20 protein-coding genes are annotated in these 19,474 nt (G+C 68.3%); 11 read left to right on the top strand and 9 right to left on the bottom strand.

Annotation, left to right across the window (positions count from 1 at the left end; genetic code table 11):
* Positions 1 to 17: 17 nt before the first annotated feature.
* Positions 18 to 716 (bottom strand): cob(I)yrinic acid a,c-diamide adenosyltransferase, encoded by a 699-nt coding sequence (locus KEG57_RS23865; protein WP_272423206.1) that lies wholly within the window; start codon positions 714 to 716, stop codon positions 18 to 20.
* 103 nt (positions 717 to 819) lie between these two features.
* Here KEG57_RS23865 and KEG57_RS23870 point away from each other — a divergent pair, with 103 nt between their 5' ends.
* Entirely contained in the window at positions 820 to 2,400 is a 1,581-nt protein-coding gene (locus tag KEG57_RS23870; protein ID WP_272423207.1) for a hypothetical protein, read from the top strand.
* Between the two features lie 98 nt (positions 2,401 to 2,498).
* A complete protein-coding gene (gene moeB, locus KEG57_RS23875; protein ID WP_272423208.1) occupies positions 2,499 to 3,665 on the top strand; it encodes a molybdopterin-synthase adenylyltransferase MoeB in 1,167 nt (388 codons plus the stop codon).
* Between the two features lie 6 nt (positions 3,666 to 3,671).
* On the opposite strand, the gene KEG57_RS23880 is transcribed toward moeB, so the two are convergent.
* Positions 3,672 to 3,995, bottom strand: a complete 324-nt coding sequence (locus KEG57_RS23880) for a hypothetical protein (RefSeq protein WP_272423209.1) — start codon at positions 3,993 to 3,995, stop codon at positions 3,672 to 3,674.
* Between the two features lie 173 nt (positions 3,996 to 4,168).
* On the opposite strand from KEG57_RS23880, the gene KEG57_RS23885 reads away from it, so the two are divergent.
* On the top strand, positions 4,169 to 4,624 hold the full coding sequence (locus KEG57_RS23885) for a hypothetical protein (protein ID WP_272423210.1): 456 nt from the start codon (positions 4,169 to 4,171) through the stop codon (positions 4,622 to 4,624).
* Between the two features lie 35 nt (positions 4,625 to 4,659).
* Complete coding sequence (locus tag KEG57_RS23890) at positions 4,660 to 5,682, top strand: tetratricopeptide repeat protein (RefSeq protein ID WP_272423211.1); 1,023 nt, start codon at positions 4,660 to 4,662, stop codon at positions 5,680 to 5,682.
* Positions 5,683 to 5,729: 47 nt separating this feature from the next.
* Here KEG57_RS23890 and KEG57_RS23895 read toward each other — a convergent pair whose 3' ends face one another.
* A complete protein-coding gene (locus tag KEG57_RS23895) occupies positions 5,730 to 6,140 on the bottom strand; it encodes a PEGA domain-containing protein (RefSeq protein ID WP_272423212.1) in 411 nt (136 codons plus the stop codon).
* Positions 6,141 to 6,247: 107 nt separating this feature from the next.
* Between KEG57_RS23895 and KEG57_RS23900 the strand changes: the two genes are divergently transcribed.
* The 3 genes from KEG57_RS23900 (at position 6,248) to KEG57_RS23910 (ending at position 9,161) form a co-directional block, all read left to right on the top strand.
* The gene (locus KEG57_RS23900) at positions 6,248 to 7,504 is read left to right on the top strand and encodes an FxLYD domain-containing protein (protein WP_272423213.1); all 1,257 of its coding nucleotides are present in this window, start codon (positions 6,248 to 6,250) and stop codon (positions 7,502 to 7,504) included.
* A gap of 4 nt (positions 7,505 to 7,508) precedes the next feature.
* Positions 7,509 to 7,721 (top strand): hypothetical protein, encoded by a 213-nt coding sequence (locus KEG57_RS23905; RefSeq protein WP_272423214.1) that lies wholly within the window; start codon positions 7,509 to 7,511, stop codon positions 7,719 to 7,721.
* Between the two features lie 135 nt (positions 7,722 to 7,856).
* Positions 7,857 to 9,161 carry a hypothetical protein gene (locus KEG57_RS23910; RefSeq protein WP_272423215.1) on the top strand — a complete coding sequence of 435 codons (1,305 nt, stop codon included), beginning with the start codon at positions 7,857 to 7,859 and terminating at the stop codon, positions 9,159 to 9,161.
* Positions 9,162 to 9,880: 719 nt separating this feature from the next.
* Here KEG57_RS23910 and KEG57_RS23915 read toward each other — a convergent pair.
* The 3 genes from KEG57_RS23915 to KEG57_RS23925 all read right to left on the bottom strand — a co-directional run bounded on the left by KEG57_RS23915 (position 9,881) and on the right by KEG57_RS23925 (position 14,305).
* Positions 9,881 to 10,684 carry a LytR/AlgR family response regulator transcription factor gene (locus tag KEG57_RS23915; protein WP_272423216.1) on the bottom strand — a complete coding sequence of 268 codons (804 nt, stop codon included), beginning with the start codon at positions 10,682 to 10,684 and terminating at the stop codon, positions 9,881 to 9,883.
* A gap of 100 nt (positions 10,685 to 10,784) precedes the next feature.
* Positions 10,785 to 11,747, bottom strand: a complete 963-nt coding sequence (locus tag KEG57_RS23920; protein ID WP_272423217.1) for a hypothetical protein — start codon at positions 11,745 to 11,747, stop codon at positions 10,785 to 10,787.
* Between the two features lie 17 nt (positions 11,748 to 11,764).
* Positions 11,765 to 14,305: a TonB family protein gene (locus KEG57_RS23925; protein ID WP_272458815.1), complete on the bottom strand. Its 2,541-nt coding sequence runs from the start codon at positions 14,303 to 14,305 to the stop codon at positions 11,765 to 11,767.
* Between the two features lie 350 nt (positions 14,306 to 14,655).
* Here KEG57_RS23925 and KEG57_RS23930 point away from each other — a divergent pair, with 350 nt between their 5' ends.
* From KEG57_RS23930 to KEG57_RS23940, 3 genes are read left to right on the top strand one after another with little or no spacing between them, the layout of a single operon-like run.
* Positions 14,656 to 15,390, top strand: coding sequence for a MotA/TolQ/ExbB proton channel family protein (locus KEG57_RS23930; protein WP_272423219.1), 735 nt, complete (start codon positions 14,656 to 14,658; stop codon positions 15,388 to 15,390).
* A complete protein-coding gene (locus KEG57_RS23935; RefSeq protein WP_272423220.1) occupies positions 15,390 to 15,839 on the top strand; it encodes an ExbD/TolR family protein in 450 nt (149 codons plus the stop codon). Before KEG57_RS23930 ends, KEG57_RS23935 begins: the two co-directional genes overlap by 1 nt.
* A 12-nt stretch (positions 15,840 to 15,851) precedes the next feature.
* The gene (locus KEG57_RS23940; RefSeq protein WP_272423221.1) at positions 15,852 to 16,766 is read left to right on the top strand and encodes an energy transducer TonB; all 915 of its coding nucleotides are present in this window, start codon (positions 15,852 to 15,854) and stop codon (positions 16,764 to 16,766) included.
* 104 nt (positions 16,767 to 16,870) lie between these two features.
* On the opposite strand, the gene KEG57_RS23945 is transcribed toward KEG57_RS23940, so the two are convergent.
* Positions 16,871 to 17,116: a hypothetical protein gene (locus KEG57_RS23945; protein WP_272423222.1), complete on the bottom strand. Its 246-nt coding sequence runs from the start codon at positions 17,114 to 17,116 to the stop codon at positions 16,871 to 16,873.
* Between KEG57_RS23945 and KEG57_RS23950 the strand changes: the two genes are divergently transcribed.
* Positions 17,109 to 17,501: a hypothetical protein gene (locus KEG57_RS23950; protein ID WP_272423223.1), complete on the top strand. Its 393-nt coding sequence runs from the start codon at positions 17,109 to 17,111 to the stop codon at positions 17,499 to 17,501. The genes KEG57_RS23945 and KEG57_RS23950 overlap by 8 nt on opposite strands.
* 39 nt (positions 17,502 to 17,540) lie before the next feature.
* On the opposite strand, the gene KEG57_RS23955 is transcribed toward KEG57_RS23950, so the two are convergent.
* Together KEG57_RS23955 and KEG57_RS23960 are read right to left on the bottom strand one after the other, a co-directional pair.
* Positions 17,541 to 18,434 carry an SDR family oxidoreductase gene (locus KEG57_RS23955; protein WP_272423224.1) on the bottom strand — a complete coding sequence of 298 codons (894 nt, stop codon included), beginning with the start codon at positions 18,432 to 18,434 and terminating at the stop codon, positions 17,541 to 17,543.
* Between the two features lie 87 nt (positions 18,435 to 18,521).
* A complete protein-coding gene (locus KEG57_RS23960) occupies positions 18,522 to 19,448 on the bottom strand; it encodes a LysR family transcriptional regulator (protein WP_272423225.1) in 927 nt (308 codons plus the stop codon).
* Between the last annotated feature and the right edge of the window lie 26 nt (positions 19,449 to 19,474).

Genomic DNA, 19,474 nt, shown 5'->3' on the forward strand with positions numbered 1-19,474 from the left:
GGCGAGGCCTCGGTTCGTCAGCGGGCCTTCGACTGGCCCGTCGCCGACTTGTCCGGCTCCCAGAGCACCTCGCCCGTGCCGAGGTGGAGCGCGACGAAGCGACTCCACACGAAGAGCGCGTCGCTCAGGCGGTTCAGGTAGGTCACGGCGAGCGGATCGACCTCCGTCTCCCGCGCGAGCGACACGCAGAGCCGCTCGGCGCGCCGGCACACCGTCCGACAAACGTGAAGGTCCGTGTTCGCGCGCGAGCCGCCCGGCAGCACGAACGAGCGCAGCACGGGCAGCTCCTCCTGGCAGCGATCCATCTCTTCTTCGAGCCGCTCGACGTCGGCGGCCGTGACCCGGGGCTGGCGCGGATGCACGTCCTCGGGCAGCGTCGCGAGGAGCGAGCCCAGGTTGAAGAGCTCGTGCTGGACCCGGCAGAGCGAATCGGCGAGCTCCCGGAGCGGCGCCGCGCTCTCCGGGCGCGTCGTCGCAACGGCGACCCCCTCCAGGATCGACTGCCGGGCCGCGCCGACGAACGAGTTCAGCTCGTCCACCGTCCCGTAAGCCTCGATCCGGTCGTCATCCTTGGGGACGCGCTGGCCGCCCACGAGGCCCGTGTCGCCGGTGTCGCCTTTCTTCGTGTAGACCCGGTTGATGGTGACCCGCGGCTTGTTGAACGTGCGGGTCCCCTCGGTCGGGCCCTGCTCCCCCTGCTTCGACTCGTCCGCCATGGTCCGGCCGTCCTAGGACGCCGGGGGACCTCGGTCAAGCCGAGAGGTTTCGGCGCTCGCGCGAGTTGACGATCGAGGTTGTGGGATGGGAGAGTCCCGCGCCATGCGAACGAGCCTCCGTCACCTCCCGAGCACCTCGCAGCGCGCCGCGACGATCCTCGCGCGCTTCGCGGCCGCGGCCTGCCTCGCCGCGACCTTCGTCGCGTGCGGCCCGCCGCCGGAGCCCGCGAAGCCGCCGGAGAGCGCGGAAGAGCGCGCCGAGAAGTCCAAGATCGAAAACGCCAAGAAGCTCATCGAGAAGGCCGACGAGGCCTACAACGCCAAGGACTTCGACGAGGCGCGCAAGCTCCTCGGCCAGGCGAAGGACCTGAACGTCGAGTCGCTGAGCTTCCAGATCACCGAGCAGCTCGAGAAGGTCGACAAGCGCCACGCCAAGCTCTGGGCGAACGAGGTCGAGCCGTCGCTGAAGGACGGCGACTGCAAGGGCGCGTTCGGCGAGATCGCGGGCCCGATGCGCGATCTCGAGAGTGATGTCTTCGTCCGCGAGCTCCGTCGCCTCATCGGCGCGCAGGCCCTCGCGTGCGTGCAGTCGCGGATCGACGAGGCCACGACGGCGGGCAAGTACGCCGCGGCGCGCACGCTCGTCGCTTCGGAGGACACGAAGACGGTGCTCGGCGGCGCCGCGCAGAAGAAGCTCGTGACCGAGGTCGACACCACGATCTTCGAGGCGAAGAAGGCCGAGCTCGACGAGCCGCTCAAGGCCAAGCGCTGGGCCGACGCGATCGCGAAGATCGACGAGGCGCAGAAGAACGGCGACATCGGCGACGAAGGCGCGAAGGGCCTGCTCGGCGTGGTGCGCGCGGCGATCACGCCCGAGATCGCGGGCATGGCGGCGCGGGCCGTGGGGCAAGGCCGCGAGGCGCTGAAGGCGCTCGAAGACGTCGACAAGCTCATCAAGCTCGCGCGCTGGGAAATCGTGGGCCCGGACATGGCGCCCGTCGCCAAGGACAAGACGGCGCCCGAGGTCGTGGCGAAGAAGCGCCAGGCGCTCGCGGTCTGGGTCGAGGCCCAGCGCGTGAAGATGAAGCCCGGCAAAAAGGCCGAGAAGCGCTGGGCGCACGGCAAGGTCGCGGTCCTGCCCGCGGCGAAGAGCGACGCCCCGTCGAAGCGGGATCTCGCGCCCGCGACCGAGGTGTGGATCCTCGGACAAACCAAGGACCTCGCGCTCGTCACGGACGTCGATCCGGCGGGCGCCTCGCTCGACGTGCAGCTCGAGCGCGCCGTCGGCTGGGCGCCGCTCGCGCGGCTCGCCCCGAAGAACACGACCGAGTGGATCCCGCCGGACGATCAGCTCGTCGGCACGCGCGTCTGGGCGCCGCTCCGCCAGGGCGAGGCGAACCTCGAGCTCGGCATCGTCTCGGCCGTGAAGGGGCAAGACGTCACGGTCAAGCGCCTCGCCGACGACAAGGAGATCCAGGTCAAGCGCGGCACGTTGCGCCTCGGCCGCCTCCTGCCGGGCGCGAAGCTCGTCGCGTTCTGCCAGGCGAAGACGCAGATCGTCACGCTGGAGGAGATCCTGCCCGATCAGCGCACGGTGAAGCTCGTGTGCGAGGGTGGCCTCCGCAAGGACGAGGTCCTGCCCGGCCTGCGCGCGCGCCCCGAGGACCTGCCCGCGCCCAAGTGAGCAAGGACCCGCCACGTGCGCGGGTCGGCCGTCCGGGCCACCCTTGACGGCATCCCACGTCCGAACGACGAACCCGTCTCCGCCCACCGAGGAGCCGCATGCCGACGACCTACACCGATCTGATCGCCGAGGTCCGCAAGACCGTCTCGACCGTGACTCTGGAGGAGATCAAGCGCCGCCTCGAGGCCCGCGAGCCGATGGTGCTCGTCGACGTGCGCGAGAAAGAGGAGAACCGCGCCGGCTACATCCCGGGCGCGATCAGCGTCCCGCGTGGCTTCCTCGAGATGCAGATCGAGCAGAAGGTCCCGGACAAGAACGCGCCCGTGGTCCTCTACTGCGCGGGCGGCACGCGCTCGGCGCTCGCCGCGAAGACGCTGATCGATCTCGGCTACACGCACGTCGAGAGCGCGAACCCCGGCTTCGTGCGCTGGAAGGATCTCGGGTATCCGATGGAGACCCCGCCCCAGCTCACGGACGCGCAGCGCGATCGATACTCGCGCCACCTGCTCCTGCCCGAGGTCGGCGAAGTGGGGCAAGCCAAACTCCTCGCGTCGAAAATCCTGCTGCTCGGCGCGGGTGGCCTCGGCAGCCCCGCTGCGCTCTACCTCGCCGCGGCCGGCGTCGGCACGCTCGGCCTCGTCGACGCCGACGTCGTCGACGCCTCGAACCTCCAGCGCCAGATCATGCACGCCACGTCGCGCGTCGGCCTGCCCAAGGTGGAAAGCGGCGAGAAGACGATCCGCGATCTCAACCCCGACGTGAAGGTCGTGAAGTTCGAGGAGCGGCTCACGAGCCACAACGTCGAGCGCATCTTCCGCGACTTCGACATCATCGTGGACGGCTGCGACAACTTCCCCACGCGTTACCTCGTGAACGACGCCTCCGTGTGGATGAAGAAGCCCGTCGTGCACGGCTCGATCTTCCGCTTCGAGGGTCAGGTCACGACCTTCCACCCCGCGGCCGGCGGACCTTGTTATCGCTGCCTCTACCCCGAGCCGCCGCCGCCGCACCTCGCGCCGAGCTGCCAGGAGGCCGGCGTGCTCGGCATCCTCCCGGGCGTCGTGGGCACGATCCAGGCGACCGAGGCGATCAAGCTCGTGCTCGGCCAGGGAAGCCCGCTCATCGGCCGCCTGCTCACCTACGACTCGCTGCGCATGAAGTTCGGCGAGCTCAAGCTCCGCAAGGACAAGACCTGCCCCGTCTGCGGCTCGGATCCGACGATCACGAGCTACATCGACTACGAACACTTCTGCAACATCGGCTGATCACGCTCACGCGTACGAGGCGACGACGTCCTTCGACGGACGCTCGATCGCCTCGATCCGGCTCGTCACGATCTGCCGGCTCGCGTCGACGGCCGTCGCGAACCAGATCGCGTCTCCCACGCCGGGCGTCTCGATGCGCGGGATCACCGCGCCGTTCGGGAACAGTCGCACGCCCCCTTCGAGCTTCAACGAGACCGCGATGTGCGCGGGGACGAACTTCCCCGTCCGCCTGTCCCGCACCGCGACGCAGACCCCGTCGCGCATGTGGTACTCCGTGTTTCGCGTGACGTAGACGCAGTGCCTTCGACGCTCGACGCCAGGGTATCCCATCTCGGTTTCGCTCCTCGTCCGCGACCCTCGCAGACGACACGCCCGAGGGCCAAGTTCATGCGGTCCCGCGCACGAAACCGCCGAGGCACGGAACCACCCCCGAGCGCAAGTTCCCACGCGATCGTGGCCGTTTTTTCGATCCCGGCGCGCGAGATCTCTACGATCCGCCGCCGATGGCAAATCGCCCTCCTTTCCCGCGTCCGGGCATCGCCAAGGCAGGCCCGGGGCCCCTCGTCCGGCGCAGGCAGCTCGAGCTCGTCGCCGCCGAGGACGGCCTCGTCCGCGCCATGGTCGAAGGCGCGGACATCGTCAGCGAGGGCATGCCCATCACCGAAGGAGACGGCGTCGTCTACTACGGCTCGACGAGCGTGCTTTTGCTCGCGCGCTCCCGCGGTGGCACGCTGCCCGATCCCGACCTCGCGTCCATGGCCGCGCTCCTCGCGTGTGACCCACACCTCAAGCTCCGCGCGCTCCGCATTGCGCGAAGGGAGGCGTGTACACGTGTGCAGGGGGAGCTCGGACCGGTGCGCGCCGAGATCGAGGTGCGCACATCTTCCGCGGGTGTCGCCGTGGTGGTCGACGTCGTCGCCGTCGTACATGCCTCCGCCGCGAGCGGCGCGTCGCGCTAAGCTCGCTCTTCGCTCCTCGCGACCTCTCTAGCGTTATGAACAACAAAGAACGCCGCGACCCCGAGCAAAACAAGGTCATCCACGTGATCTTCGGGCCGGGCGGTGGACGTGTCGCCGAGCCTCCGAAGCGCCTGCCCGATCCCGCCCCGTCGGGTTTGCCCGCGGAGCTGCCCGTACCGCAGACGCGCGAGCCCGTGAGCGACATGTTCACCGGCGCCGAGGTTTGTCGCTTGCTCGGCATCTCCGCGGGCCGCCTGCGCTCCCTCGATCGCGCGGGCATCGTCTCGCCGAGCGGTCGTCGCAAGGGCCGCCGCGCGTACACGTTCTCGGACGTGATCGCGCTGCGCGCCGCGCGAGATCTGCTCGCGCGCAAGGTGCGTCTCCGCGACGTCGCGCGCGCGGTCGAGAACATCCGCGGCGCGCTGCCCAAGGTCACGCGCCCGCTCGCCGAGCTGCGCATCGTCTCCGATGGACAGCGCGTCGTCGTGAAGAGCGCGGCGGGCACGTTCGAACCGCTCACCGGGCAGATGGTGCTCGACTTCGACGTGAAGTCGCTGCGCGACGACGTCGTGCGCGTCCTGCGTCCGATGGTCGGTCGTGATCGCGCGAAGACCGCGTACGAGATCTACGTGCGCGCCAGCCAGCTCGACGAGAACCCGTCCACGATGACCGAGGCCGAGGAGCTTTACCGTCGCGCGCTCGAGGTCGATCCGTGGCTCGCGATCGCGTACACGAACCTCGGCAACATCTGCTTCCGTCGCGGCGACGAAGCGCAGGCCGAGTCGCTCTATCGACGCGCGCTCGAGATCGATCGCAAGCAACCCGAGGCGCAGTACAACCTCGGCTACGTCATGCTCGAACGTGGTCACGCGGCGCAGGCCGTCGAGTTTTTCCGCGGCGCGATCGAGAGTGATCCGCGCTTCGCCGACGCCTACTTCAACCTCGCGATGGCGTACGAGCAGGTCGGCGAGAGCGCGAAGGCGCGGCCGTGCTGGCGCAAGTACCTCGAGATCGAACCCACGGGCACGTGGGCCGAGATCGCGCGCCGGCATCTATAGTCCCGAGGGGGACGTCTCGCGTCCCCCTCTCGTCGCTGCTCGCCGCGTTACTTCTGCTCGCGAATCTTCGGCGGGTGATCGAGCTTCACTGTCTGGTGATCGCCCGGCGAAACATTGACGCTCATCGTCCGATCGCCCTCGGCCGGATCGAGGAACGTCACGTCGTGACTCCCCATCTTCACCCGGTAATTCGTGAGCGGCGTCTTCCCGATCGGCTTGCCGTCGAGCAGCACGTCTTGCGGGGGATCCGAGAGGATATCGAGGGTCCCCGAATCCTCCACGACTTCCTCGCCCGGCAGCGGCTCCTCGGCCTTCGGGGCGGTTTGGCTCGCCGCCGTCTCAGGCCCGGCCCCGCTCTCGGAGGCCCCTCCGCAACCGAGCGTGCCTCCCCCGGCGAACACGAAGACCATGGAAATCGCAAGGATAGTGCGGGTCGCCTTCCGCGACAGGCTCGTCATGAGGGTCGATCCTAGCAGCAGCCGCGCAGCCCCGACCGGCGGATCCTGTTCGTCTCGTCTGGATCCGTTTGCCCGTCCTTCCCCATTTTGCGGCATACTCCGTCGCCATGATCGAGAACACGACGGGAGAGCCGCGCATGGCAAATGGATTTGGACCCGGTGGTGGCGGATTGCCGCCTCCGGCACCTCCCCCGGGGGCGCCGCCTTCCGGTGGTGACAACTTCGGCGGTGGTGGCCCGCCCGGCGGCTTCGGCGGTGGCCCGCCCGGCGGCTACGGTCCTCCTCCCGGCGCGCCTCCCGGCGGCTACGGTGGTCCTCCCGGCGGCGGTCCTCCCGGCGGCGGCGGCTACGGCGGTCCTCCCGGCGCGCCTCCCGGCGGCGGCGGCTTCGGTGGTCCCCCCGGCGGTCCTCCCGGCGGCGGCGGCTTTGGTGGTCCTCCCGGCGGGCCTCCCGGCGGCGGTTACGGTCCTCCTCCCGGCGGCGGCTACGGCCCTCCTCCCGGCGGCAACTTCGGCGGGCCTCCGATGGGCGGGCCTCCGATGGGTGGACCTCCCATGGGCGCCCCGATCATCCCGCAGCAGAAGAAGGGCCCGAACATGGGCCTCATCATCGGCCTCGGCTGCGGCGGCCTCCTCCTGGTCACCATCATCGGCGTCGTCGGCTTCTTCTGGTACGCGGCCAAGAAGACGTCCGAGGCGATCGCGGCGATCCCGCTCGACTCGGCGAACCCGGACGGCCCGAAGCTCGGCGATCTCGGCGACCTCACCAAGCCCGCGAAGCCCGGTGATCTCAAGGCCGAGCTGAAGGATCTCCGCAACTACAAGGCCGAGTACGGCAGCACGATCCACTTCGTCGGCGAGATCCACAACACGGGCAAGGATCCGCTCGGCTTCCCGAACATCAAGGTGACGTTCTACGACGACGCGAACACCGCGATCGACAGCGGCACCTGCTCGAGCCTCATCCGCGAGCTCGCGCCGGGCGAGAAGGTCCCCTGCACGTTCTCGCTCTACAAGACGACGAAGTGGGCCTCGTACAAGACCGAGTCGAACCCGATGAAGCCGTTCTTCACGGGCAAGGCCGCGAAGCTCAAGATCTCGGACACCAAGTTCACGGCCAAGAAGGGCTTCAACCCCCACCAGGTCGAGGGCAAGATCACGAACGAGAGCGCGTTCAAGGCGAAGAGCGTGTGGGCGCTCGTCTCGCTCTACGACAAGGAAGGCAAGATCTGCGGCGCAGATCAGGCCCTCGTCGCCGGCAACGATCTCGACTCCAACTCGGGCGGCATCTTCACGGCGAAGATCTACAACGTCGCCGCTCCGCCCGACACCTTCCGCGTCCTCGCCGTCGGCTACAGCGAGTGATCCAATGAGCGACGTCGGCTCCGCGCGCCGCGCGAAGGAACAACTGAAGAACGACATCGGCGCAGAGCCTTTCTGCGCCGGCGTCGGCGTCGAGCGCGAAGACGGCATCGGGTTCGTCGTGCGCGTGAGCGTTCGCCCCGGAACGCTCGCCGAAGCAAAGGCCCGCGTGCCTGCTCGCGTCGGCGACGTCGTCGTCAAGCTCGTCGAGACCGACTAGCGCCTCGGACGTCCGCCGCTCTGCGCGGACGTTCGTCTTGTCCCCTCCCCTCGTATCGCTGCCATCTTTTTGCGCGCACGGTGCGCGGCCGAATCGGCGGCCCACGCGCACCAAAGCGTGTAACCTTCAGGCTTCGTGAACGCGCTGAACCTCTCGCGCAAGCTCGCTTCCCGCATCGTCGAGGGTCTCAAAGGTCGAGGCCGGATCCTCGTCGTCAAGGGCGGGACAGCTGCGCTCGTCCGCGCCGTGGACGACGCGATGTCCGGTTACGTCGAGCCGCTCGCCGAGCGCGCACTGCGCGCCGACGCAGCCGACGATCCGACCACGCGCGAGGCGCTCTCGCGGCTCACGGGCCGCGTGGCGCAAGCGCTGCTCGCCTCCGAGCATCTCGAAGACGTCTTCGCCGATCGCAGCGTCGTCGAGCGCGAAGTGCTCGACGCAGCCCGCATCGCGCTGCGTGAAGCGAGCGCCTCGCAGGACGAAGCGGTCGTGCGTGTCGAGCTCGATCTGCTCGGGTACGTCGCCGCCACCGCGGGCAAACGCGCGCGGCCACAGTCGCTCGTGATCGCGCTCGAGCGCGCCGGGCTCGTCGCAGGCGCGCGTCTCGAGAGTTACGATCCAGCCGCGCGCGAAGCCGTCTTCGTGCCCGAGCCGCCGGCAAACCCAGACTTGCACCTCGAGCTGGAAGAAGCCGTCGCGGACGAGCTCTGCGCGCTCGTCGAGCGAGGGGTGGTGGAGCTGCCGACGCTCGAACGCACAGCACAGCTCACGCACGAGGTCAGCCCCTCGGAGCGGGCGCGGCTGACGCGCCTCATCGATCGCGCAGCCACGCGCACGCTCCGCCGCACGGGCAACGCAGCGCAGTGGGAGATCCCGGACGGTCGCAGCGTACGTGTCGTCTACACGCCGCTCTCGGAGCAGGACGCGCGCGACGTCGACATGCACGTCGCGGCCTTCGCGGCAGAGGTCGACACCTTGCTCGCCGACGCAGGCGCGCCGCTCGTCTCGGCGACGGCCGCCGTGTCTCCCCCGCCCCCCCCTGCCGAGCCTGCCCGCGCGCAGCGGCGCGCGAAGCCCGCGCCAACACCGGAGGCGCCCGAGCCGCTGCATCACGCAAACGGCAACGGCGCAGTGCTCCCCGTCGAGGAGCCTGTCGAGGAGGAGGCCCCGCCCTCGGAGCCGGCACCGAAGCCCGCACGGGCGCGCGCCACGACGAAGCGCTCGCCCCGCTCGAGCTCACGCACGCCCGCAGCCACGCGCGCAGCAGCAGCACGGACCACGACGAAGAAGCGCGCGCCGGCGAAGCGAGCGACAAAGCCCGGCACGACGGAAGAGGGCACGCGCAAGAAGGCGACGAAGGCCTCGACGAAGAAACGCGCGCTACCAGCGACGACGACGAAGGCACGCACGACGAAGACGCGCACGACGAAGAAGCGCTGAGGGAGAGGCGGTTCGGGGGCGTAGCGCCGGGGTTTCACCCCGGGCCCGACCAGGGGCTGTCCGCCCCTGGACCCGGACCAGGCACGGCCTGGACCGAGGGTGGAAGAACTGCGCGATGCGCAGTTCTTCCAGCGGGCCGGTGGCAAGGCGGTGGAGGTCCGTTTCACGCTGGCGACGCCCTGTTGGTGCTCCAAAACGGAGTGTCGAGGACCCGAAGCGAGGGCCGGGCAGTCGGGGTGGGTCATGGGGAGGCCCCGAAGGAAGGTCCCGGCGGTCGGCGTGCGCCATGGGGAGGCCCCAACGGGAGGTCCCGGCGATCAGGATGGGTCATGGGGACGCCCCAAAGGGAGGTTCCCACGGTCGGGGTGCGTCATGGGGACGCCCCAAAGAGAGGTTCCCGCGGTCGGGGTGCGTCATGGGGACGCCCCAACGGGAGGTCCCGGCGATCAGGATGGGTCATGGGGACGCCCCAACGGGAGGTCCCGGCGATCAGGATGGGTCATGGGGAGGCCCCGAAGGAAGGTCCCGGCGGTCGGCGTGGCCTTTGGGGAAGCCCCAGAGGATGGGGCGGCGGCCCGCCGGGGGTTTGGGCAGGCCCCAAAGCGGACCTCGGGTGACACGGCCCGGACACGCTGCCGGTCGAGGGCACGCCCTGCGAGAATGGCGGGACGTGCATGGCTGCCGAGGTCGACCCCTGCCCCCGCCGACAATTCGCCTGATCAGATCCGGCGCAGCCCCGTCGCGCTGGCGAGCAACATCTCGCGCACGGCCTGTGCGCGCTCGCGCGCGACGGGCACGCACACGCCGCGCCGCTCGGGTCCGATGCCCACGCCCACGAAGATCCGCGTCTCGCCCCCGTCCCGTTCGAGCTCCTTGATATGGGCCGCATTCACGAGCCAGTTGCGGTGGACACGCGTGAGCGCCCGGCCAAACGAGGCCTCGATCGCCGATAAAGACAGGTCGAGGTCGAACGTGCCGTGTGGCGTGTGCACCGAGGTGAGCCGGTCGGCCGCCTCGAATGCCCAGACCTCGTTTTGCTCGAGGAACACGAGACTTCGTCCGCGGCGCGCCACGATCCGGAGCGGGCTCTGGCTCTGGGGCATGACGACGCGACGCCGGGCGGCGAGGCGCCGCAGGCATTGCTCGACGCGCTCCTCGGTGAATGGCTTCAAGAGGTAATCGTCGACGCCGAGATCAAAGGCCTCGATCGCGTGCTCCTTGAATGCCGTCGCCAGCACGAACATCGGCCGCCGCGGGTTTCGCGCCGAAGTCCGCACGAGATCGAGCCCGGTCTCGTCGTCGCCCTCGAGCACGATGTCGACGAAGACGACGTCCACTTCGAGCCCGGCGGCAGCCGGCTGCAAGGCCTGGCGCGCCTCGCCGACGCTCGCGACCGCGCCGACGACCTCGGCGAGGTGCGAGCCTTCGAGCAGCTCGACGAGATAGTTGCGCGCGGGCCACTCGTCCTCGACCACGAGCACGCGGAATCGAAACGTATCGACGGTCCCGGAGACATCGGTCATCGGACCACCTCGACGTGGGTCTCGGGCCGGAGCTGCTCGCGCATGGTCGTGATGGTAGCCCACGGATGCGGCCGCGGGGAAACGACGTCTCGAGGAGAGCTCACCGGACGTGCAGGGGGATCTCGAGCCAGGCGAGCCCTCCGCGGTTGTCGCGGACCACCGCAAAAAGCATCTCCTCGCCCGCGGCGAGGGGGGCCCGGAGGTCGGCGGCCGTCGTCCCGACTTTGCCGCTCTCCGGATCGTAGAGCAGGCGCGTGGAGTTCACCTGCCCTCCCGTGATGTAGTAATCGACCAGGATCCTCTCCTTGCCCATCTCACCGTCCGCGGTGCGATAGCTGGGATCAGGCTCTTGACTCGATTCGGGGACCGAGATGTCGAGGGGCTTCACAGGGCATTGCTCGATCTCCGGCATCGTGCAGTGATCCACCGTGATGCCGTCGTTCGGATCGATGGTCGCGAAGTCGAAGCTGAGGTGATCGATCACGGGATTGGAATTCGGAAGCAGGGGGAAGACGAAGACGCGCGAGAACGCGAACATGAAGTCTTCGGGACCGAGCTCCTTGCGATCCGCATCAAAACAGCCGAAAGGGACGGCCTGCGGGCCCATCCCGCGTGCGCCGATGTATTCGACGTGCCCGGCGCACGCCATGTTGAAGACGACGAGGGTTTTGTAGAAGGGCACGCTCCCGGGTTCGGGCGGTCCGGACGGCCCCGGCATTCCAAGCACGTCTTCGGGCACGTCGAGCGAGAACGAAGTACCTTCCTTCAAGAGCGGCGTGAGGTCTTGGCCTCGCGGAAACGCACCCGCAAAGGCCGGATAACATTCATAAGGCGCGCCCTCCGGCGGATCGGTGCAGACCGTCGGAATCCAGAACACCCGCATGGGCTGCGCCTTCTCCTTTCGCCCGTCGAAGGCGAGCACATCGAGGTTCACCGTATCCCCGGGCGTCGCGTAGGGCTTGTCGGCGCGCGTCGCGAGGATACGCACGCTCGCCACCTCGTTCTCCGGAGCGAAATCGGGAAAGTTGCACCCCGTCGCTCCGAGCATCCAGACAGCCCCCATGATCCAAGCATTTTTCGTCATAACTCCCCGCGCAGCCCCAGGCTCGGTAGAATGGGCAAACCGCTCACGTAGGACGACTGGGTGTAGTCGTAGTTGTAGGCAATCCCCTCGGGGTTCTGGTGGTTGTAGATGTTCTGGATATCGATGTAGGCCGAGAGCTTCCACGACTTGAAGGTCCACGTCTTGTCGAAGCGCACATCGAGCTGGTGGAAGAACGGAAGCCGCGCGCCATACGGCGGATACGCGGTCGCCGCCTGAAAACTGCCGGTCGTCGCGTCATAGGCGCCGCGGACCGTGGGTGTATAGGGGTTCCCCGAGACGAGGCGGAAACGCGCGCCGAGCCGATACCCGCGCCCGAAGTTGTAGCTCCCGATCGTCGTGAGGACATGCGTCTGATCATATTGGGAAAGCGCAGACGGTTCCGAGGGTTCGGGGCGGCGCTCGCTTCTCGACAGGGTGTAGGCAATCCATCCGAAGAAGCGCTCGTCGGACTTGTAGCGCAGGAGCCACTCGGTACCGTAGACGGCCCCCGCCCCGACGTTCCCTGCCCCATCGGAAACCAGCCTGTCGAGCTGCTTGTAGAACGCGTTCACCGAGAGTTCTACCCGGGGGCCGAACTCCTGCTCGAACCCGACGTCGTAATGAACGGACCGGTTCGATTTGAGGCCCTCCTGGCCGAAGACGGGATCCGTCTCCAGCGGCCCCGGCGGCTGATAAAAGATGCCGGCGCCCGCCTTGAGCGCCGTGCGGGGGGAGCCGCTCGTGAGCTCCTGCCTCAAATTCAAGCGTGGAGAGAGGTCCCAGCTCTGGGTCGAGCTCGTGTAATCCAGGCGGAGCCCCGGCACGATGCGCATCCCCCGCCACGGCATGATCTCCCATTCCGTGTACATGCCGCCGAAGAGGCGATTTCCGGATTGTGTCGTCTCCAGCGGCACGTCCTCGGGTCCACCCGCGGGGACCCCCGGCGGGCGGGGACGCGGAAAGCGGATATGCAGGTCATAGGGGCTGTAGATCATGTCCATCCCGACGTTCGCGCGGACGGACCGCATGACCTTCTGCGAGATCTCTGCGCGTCCGCTGATCGGGAGCTCGGTCGTCGTGAAGCCCAGGGCGCCGAAGCCGATATCCATCGAGTCCTGCCCGACGGCGGCCGTGACCTTGAGCTCCGTGCTGTCCGTGAGCTTGTGCTCGTAGCGGGCCTGGAGGCGCCAGAAGCTCGTATGGGTGCCGATGCCGCTGAAGCTCGTGGCCCCGGCGTTCGGGTTCTCGTTGAAGATCTCGAGACCGTCATCGGACCCGAAAAACAGAAGGCGCAGCGACGCCCTCTGGCCGAAGTCCTTCTGGAGCATGACCTGGTAGTCGTAATATCGCGGCGCCGTCGACACGCCCGCGCCGGCGGCCGTGAGGACGGGGCCGAGCCAGCCGTCGAACCACGAGCGGCGGCCGGCGATCAGAAATCTCACGCCCGTCTTCGGAATCGTCCCCTCGACGAGGAGGCGGGCGTCGATGAGATCGAGCTGCGCCATGCCGTGAAGCTGCCCGTCTTTCTTGGGATCACGTATCCCGACATCGACCATGCCGCCCATCCCGCGGCCGTACACCGCGCTGTAGTTCGCGGGATAAAAGTTGATCTTGTCGAGCGCCTCCGTCGGCACCACGGAGCTCAGGCCGCCGAAATGATACACGATGGGCACGGGCGTGCCGTCGACATAGGTAATCGTGTCCTGCGGCGCGGACCCACGAACGATGAGCTGGCCGCCGAACGGAGGCGGCCGCGCGACACCCGGGAGGTTTTGCAGTGACCGCAGCGCATCCCCGTTCGTCCCCGGAATGAGCGCGATTTCTTCCTTCTTGAGCGTGCGTTTCGTCACCTCGCGGGGCGGGCGCTCCCCGCGGACGACGATCTCCTGGACCTGTGGCTCGTCTTCGCTTTCGGCGCCTTTCTCCTCGGGGGCCTTCTGGGGCATGAGCCTCAAGACGACGTTGGTCTCTTCCCCGGGCGTGAGCTCTTCGTCCGCGGATTGAGGTTCATAACCTTGAGCCGCGACGGTGATGTGCGTCGGGCCGCCCATCACGTTCTCGAGGGTCCACGATCCATCTGCGGCCGTCTGCGTCGTATGCTCGGCGCCGTCGGCGGTCCGCACCGTGACGCTCGCGGAGGCGATCGGCGAGCCTTTCGTCTGGCGCTCGACACGTCCTGTGAGCTTGGGCGGCGGGGGCACGAAGACGTAACGGAACTTGATCCGGGCCGGGATGTTCTTGTCGCCCCGCCGGGCCGGTTCGAATACGAGCTTCTCGGCTGAGGCGACGGCGGCCTCGTCGAATCCGTGGCCCTGGGGTGCTTCGACGGTCGCCTTCCGAACCGCCCCGGATGCATTGATATCGAGGATCAGGACGACCGTGACTTCCTCGAAAAACCGCTCTTTCAGCGCTTGCTCCGGATACTTCACGCCGGGATCGCTCTTCAGCTGCGGCGGGACGACGACCGCTTGCGGCGCGGCCTCGGTCGCGCCAGGCGGCTCGTCGGGCGCGCCTGCGAGCGCGTCCCGTGATGCCAAGGACGTCAGGAGGAAAGCCACGGCAGCGCCGCGACGGAGTGGATGGTCAGAAAGAGTAGCCAAGGTTCTCGGTGCAAGGATGCACGCGTGGCCGCCACGTGGAGCTTCGATCCGACGAGCCGTCGGATCCCTCCGACGAAAACCTTGCCTTGGGCCACGAGCCACGAGAGCGCTCGTCGCGCGCCCCCACGGGGCGAGAGCGCGGCGAGCGAAAGGGGTTCGTCCTCCGAGGGAGGCCCCTCGTCGGAGGTATCCCGCGGCTCGTCGGATGAGCGTCGCGCTCCGCCGGCGAGCCGGCATAGGAAAGAGCCGGGGCGAAAAGGCACTCGCTTTGAAAGGCTTAATGGAAGATGAATCTCATCGAGTGGCTGCAGCGCATCATGGTCGGCTTCGGCGCGGCCTGGGTCATGTGGCTCATGATCGGCCTGAGCGTGATCAGCGTCGCGATCATCGTCGAACGCGCGTGGTTTTTCTGGTCCCTGCGCGACGATGTCGTGGTGCTCGCGCGTGATCTGCGCGGCGCCCTCCTCGACTCGATCGAGGCGGCGCACGAGCGCATGGCCCGGTCGCCCTCCGCCGAAGCCGCCGTCGTGAGCGCGGGGCTCGTCGAGGCGCAACGCGGCCCGAAAGCCGCGGAAGAAGCCATGGCGGGCGCGCTCGCGCTGCAACGCATGAAGCTCGAAAAACGCCTCGCCTACCTCGGCACGCTCGGCAACAACGCTCCGTTCATCGGCCTCTTCGGCACCGTCATCGGCGTCGTCGGCGCGTTCGACGCGCTCGGCAAAGCCGCGGACAAACCGCTCGCGGAGGCTGCCTCCGCGGCGATGGCCCCGCAGCAGGTCATGTCGAGCATCGCCGAAGCGCTCGTCGCCACGGCCGTCGGCCTCGCGGTGGCCATTCCGGCCGTCGCCGCGAACAACTACTTCCAGCGGCTCATCCGCTCGACGATCGCGAACACCGATGCGCTGACGCGTGTTCTGCTCGCGCACCTGCACGGCGAGAAGGAGAGCGCGCTCGAAGGTGCGGTCAAGAAGGCGGCGAAGAAGGGCGAGGACGAGGTAGAGTCCAGCGAGGAGGATCGCTGATGGCCGCGTCGAGCTCGAGCAACGAGGACAACATGGTCGAGGGGATCAACGTCACCCCCCTCGTCGACATCACCCTCGTGCTCCTCATCATCTTCATGGTGACGGCGAAGATCATCGTGTCGCAGGCCGTGCCGCTCGACCTGCCGAAGGCCTCGCCGGGGCAAGACGTGCAGATGGTCTTCAGCGTCGAGCTCCGCGCGAACGGGGACATGGTCATCGACGGCAAGAAGCTGCCGAACGACGACGCCGCGCTCCCGCTCGCGAAGGAGGCGCAGGCGAAGACGCCCGATCTGCGCGCCGTCATCCGCGCGGAGCAAACGGTCCAGCATGGCCGCGTGATTCACGCGCTCGATGTGCTCAAACGGGCGGGCATTACGAAAATCGCGTTCGGCGTGACGCCCGTCGCAGCCGACGACGGCAAAACGCCGCCCGTCCCCGCGACTCCATGAGGTGAAAAAACCATGAGCTCGGTGGCAGGTAAGTTCGAGGGGGAGGATCCAAAGCTCCCAGCGTTCACCCCGTACGGAGGGGCGGCCGAGCAGCGTCGTGATCCCCTCGCGTATGTCGTTCGCCTCGGCCATCGCGCAGGGCAGATGGGCATGGGGCTCGGCCTCGTGTTTGCCCTGATGTCCCACGCGTCGGTGCTGGGGATGATGTCGCTCTTCGACACGCGAGGCGCCCTCGGCGAGACGAGCCCTGTCGAATACGACATCGCTCTGCCGCCCGAAGAGGTGGAAAAGCCCAGGCCCGAGGAAAAACCCCCGGAGCCCGAGCCCGAGCCCGAAGCCCCGCCGTCGCCAGCGCCAGTGGTCAAGGAGAATGCCCCGACGAAGGGGCCCGAACCCGAGCCGCCGCCCCCACCCACGCAAGCGGCGAAGGTGCTCACGCAGGAGCCCGATCCGGAAGAACCCGTTGACATGACGGGGCAAGGGTTCGTCACGGGTGATGGCGCGGGGCCCGGGTACGGAATGGTGTCGGCCGCGGGGACGGGGTCGGCGCCGACGTACAACAAGGGCGCTTCGCTCGACGGCAAGGAAGGCGGCAAAGGAACGGGGCCAGGGCCCGTGACGCCGCCGGCCCCCGAGGGGCCCGATCTGTCGAAGCCTCCCGGGCTCGCCGGCAGCTCCGCGTGGGATTGTCCCTTCCCGCCCGAGGCCGACGCGGAGCAGATCGATCAGGCCGTCGTGTCGATCGTCATCACGGTGCGGGCCGACGGCACGCCGCAATCCGTGAATGTCATGAGCGATCCGGGGTATGGCTTCGGTCGCGCAGCACGCCTCTGCGCGCTTTCGCGCAGGTACACGCCCGCGCTCGATCGAGCGGGCACGCCGAGGGTCGCCGCGACGCCGCCGATCCGCGTGCGTTTCACGCGGTAGGAGGTCTCCCGCGCTGAGGATTTGCTCTCGGCGGCACGACTCTTTCCCAACGGGTGCGAGATGGTTTACGTTCGTACCATCCGCATGAACTCGAACGCGCTTTCTTACACCGCCCTGGCCTTGGCCCTCGCCCTGGCCCTCCCCTTCGCCGCTTGTTCGTCCGGGAACGGCGGCGATGACACGACCGGCAGCGGCGGCTCCTCCTCTGCCGTGTCCTCGTCCTCCGCCTCGTCGTCCTCGTCGTCCTCGTCGTCGTCTTCGTCCTCGTCGTCGTCTTCGTCCGGAGGCGGCCAAGTGCATACCGACCTGTTCGCGTGCGGCGTGCCGACCGACTGCCCGCAGATGAGCATTCACCTCTACCCGGAGCCGGAGGACGCCCTCATCTGCGCCGCGAAACTCATCGTTTCGAACGCCCCGGGCGCGCTGAGCGCCATCGAGGTGCCTGGTGGCAAGTTCTTCGAGACCGAGCGGCTCATCATCCTGCAGGGCGACGGCAAGGCGCTGGTGCAATCGCGCCATCGGGAGTGCGAAATCGGGAGCTGTCCCAATCCGGTTCCGTGGGAGCCTTCCTCGGCGCATCAAATCTGCGACGTCGTCCTCGGTAGCGGCGTCGAGGCCGGCTGCGCGGCCATGGACGACATGACGTGCCGGTGGTCGCCGTGGGGCCCGGGGAAGCTCGAGAATTGCATGGACGTCGCAGACTGGAGCTGCGACGACGTCGCGGCGGCCCTCTGATTCCGTTTCGCGAGCATGCCGCGCGGCGCCGTGTGGCGTTCAGGCCTTCGGAGGGCTCGCGAGCGCGGCTCGGTTTGTTACGAGGAACTCGCGGACCGACTGCGGGGCGCGGCCCGTGAGGCGCTGCACCGTGTCCGTCACCGTGGCAAGATCACCTTTCGTGATGCCCTTGTCGAACGAAGCCAACGTCTTCGCCATCGGCTCGGGCATTCCGTGGTCGACCATGCCCTGCACGAGCGCCTCGATCGGGACCGAGACGTGCTCGATCGGCCGGCCGAAGATGTCGCTCGCGAGCGCCGCGAGCTCTTTGCTCGTCAGCGCCGCGGGGCCGGTGACGTCGAGCGTGCGTCGCCCCTTCGCGCCGTCCCCAAGCGCCGCTGCCGCCGCACGCGCGCAATCGTCGCGCGTGACCCAGGCAATCGCGCCGTCTCCACGCGCGTCGACCAGCTTGCCCGATGCGAGCGCCGGCGGCAGCCACACGAACAGCATGTCGGTGTAGAGGTTGTTGCGCAGGATCGTGAAATCGAGACGGCTGCTGACGAGGGCAGCCTCCGTCCCGGCGTGATCGTCCGCAATGAGGATCGGCGATCCAACCGGGTTCGGCAGCGACGTATAGACCACGTGCTCGACGCCCGCGGCCTCGAACGCGCGCACCGCGGCCTTTTGCTGCGCGAGCCGCCGGCCCGGACGATCGAGGGAATCGGTGCTGATCAAAAGCGCGCGGCCGACCCCGCGGAAGGCCTCCGCGAGGCTTTTTTCGTCGTCGAAGTCGGCGCGGCGGACCTCGACCCCCTTCGCGGCGAAGTCTTTCAGCGAATCGGGCGTGCGGGTGGTCGCGACGATCGGGCCGACCTTTTGCTCCAGCAAGAGTTCGAGGACGCGACGACCGAGGTGCCCCGAGGCACCCGTGACGAGAACGGCGGAGTTGGACATGCTGGCCTCCTGGGGACGGAAGCTACGATCGCGCGCTTCTCATAACAATGATTGCGTACGGGAATCTTTGGTGCACCTCTGCAACAATCAGCGCTCGGCTTCGTCAGGACCCGAGAGCGGGCGCTGCCGAAGCATCTCGGCCACGAGCTCGCGGAACGCGGTGACCTTCGGGGGCAGGTGCTTGCGGCCCGAATGCACGAGGTAGACCGTGCCGCTGTACGCGAGCCAGCGCGGCAGGACGCGCACCAGGGTGCCCGCAGCGACGTCCGCGTCGGCCATGAAGGACGGCAACGAACCGATCCCCGCACCTGCTTTGATGACCTCCCGGAGAAACCACATGTCGTCGCCCGTGACACGTGGAGTCACGGACACGGTCGCCTTCGAGGTAGGTCCCGAGAGCAAGAGCGGGGGAACGCCTCGAAACGCAATCCAGTCGTGGCCATCGAGGTCGGCCGGCGCGCGCGGCACACCCCTCCTCGCAAGGTACGACGGCGAGGCGTACAGGCGGATGGCGAGCGTTCCGACCTTTCGCGCCACGAGCGTCGAATCGCGGAGCGGCTTGCTCCAGACGCGGATCGCGAGATCGATGCTCTCTTTCACGAGATCGACCACCGTATTCGTGAGGTGCGCCTCGACGCGTACGTTCGGATAACGCACCGAAAACCGCGCGATCGCCTCGGCGAGGACCATCGCACCAAGGTCGACGGTCGAGGTGAGCCGCAGCGTGCCCGAAGGGGCCGCCTCGCGCTCCGGCAGATCGGCGAGCGACGCTTGGAGCGCCTGAAGAAGCGGCGCGACACGGTCGAACAATGCAGCGCCCGCCGTGCTGATGGAGACCCGCCGCGTCGTTCGATGGAAGAGCGCCACGCCGAGCGTTTCTTCGAGCACGGCGACCGCGCGGCTGACGGTGGAGCGCGGAACGCCGAGCCGCGCGGCGGCCGCAGAGAAACTGCCTTCGACGTGGACGGCGACGAACGCGCGGACGAGGTTCAGATCAATGTCGCTTCCATGCACCGCCGAGGCTTACACGTGCCCATGGT

The organism is Polyangium jinanense (genome assembly GCF_028435365.1).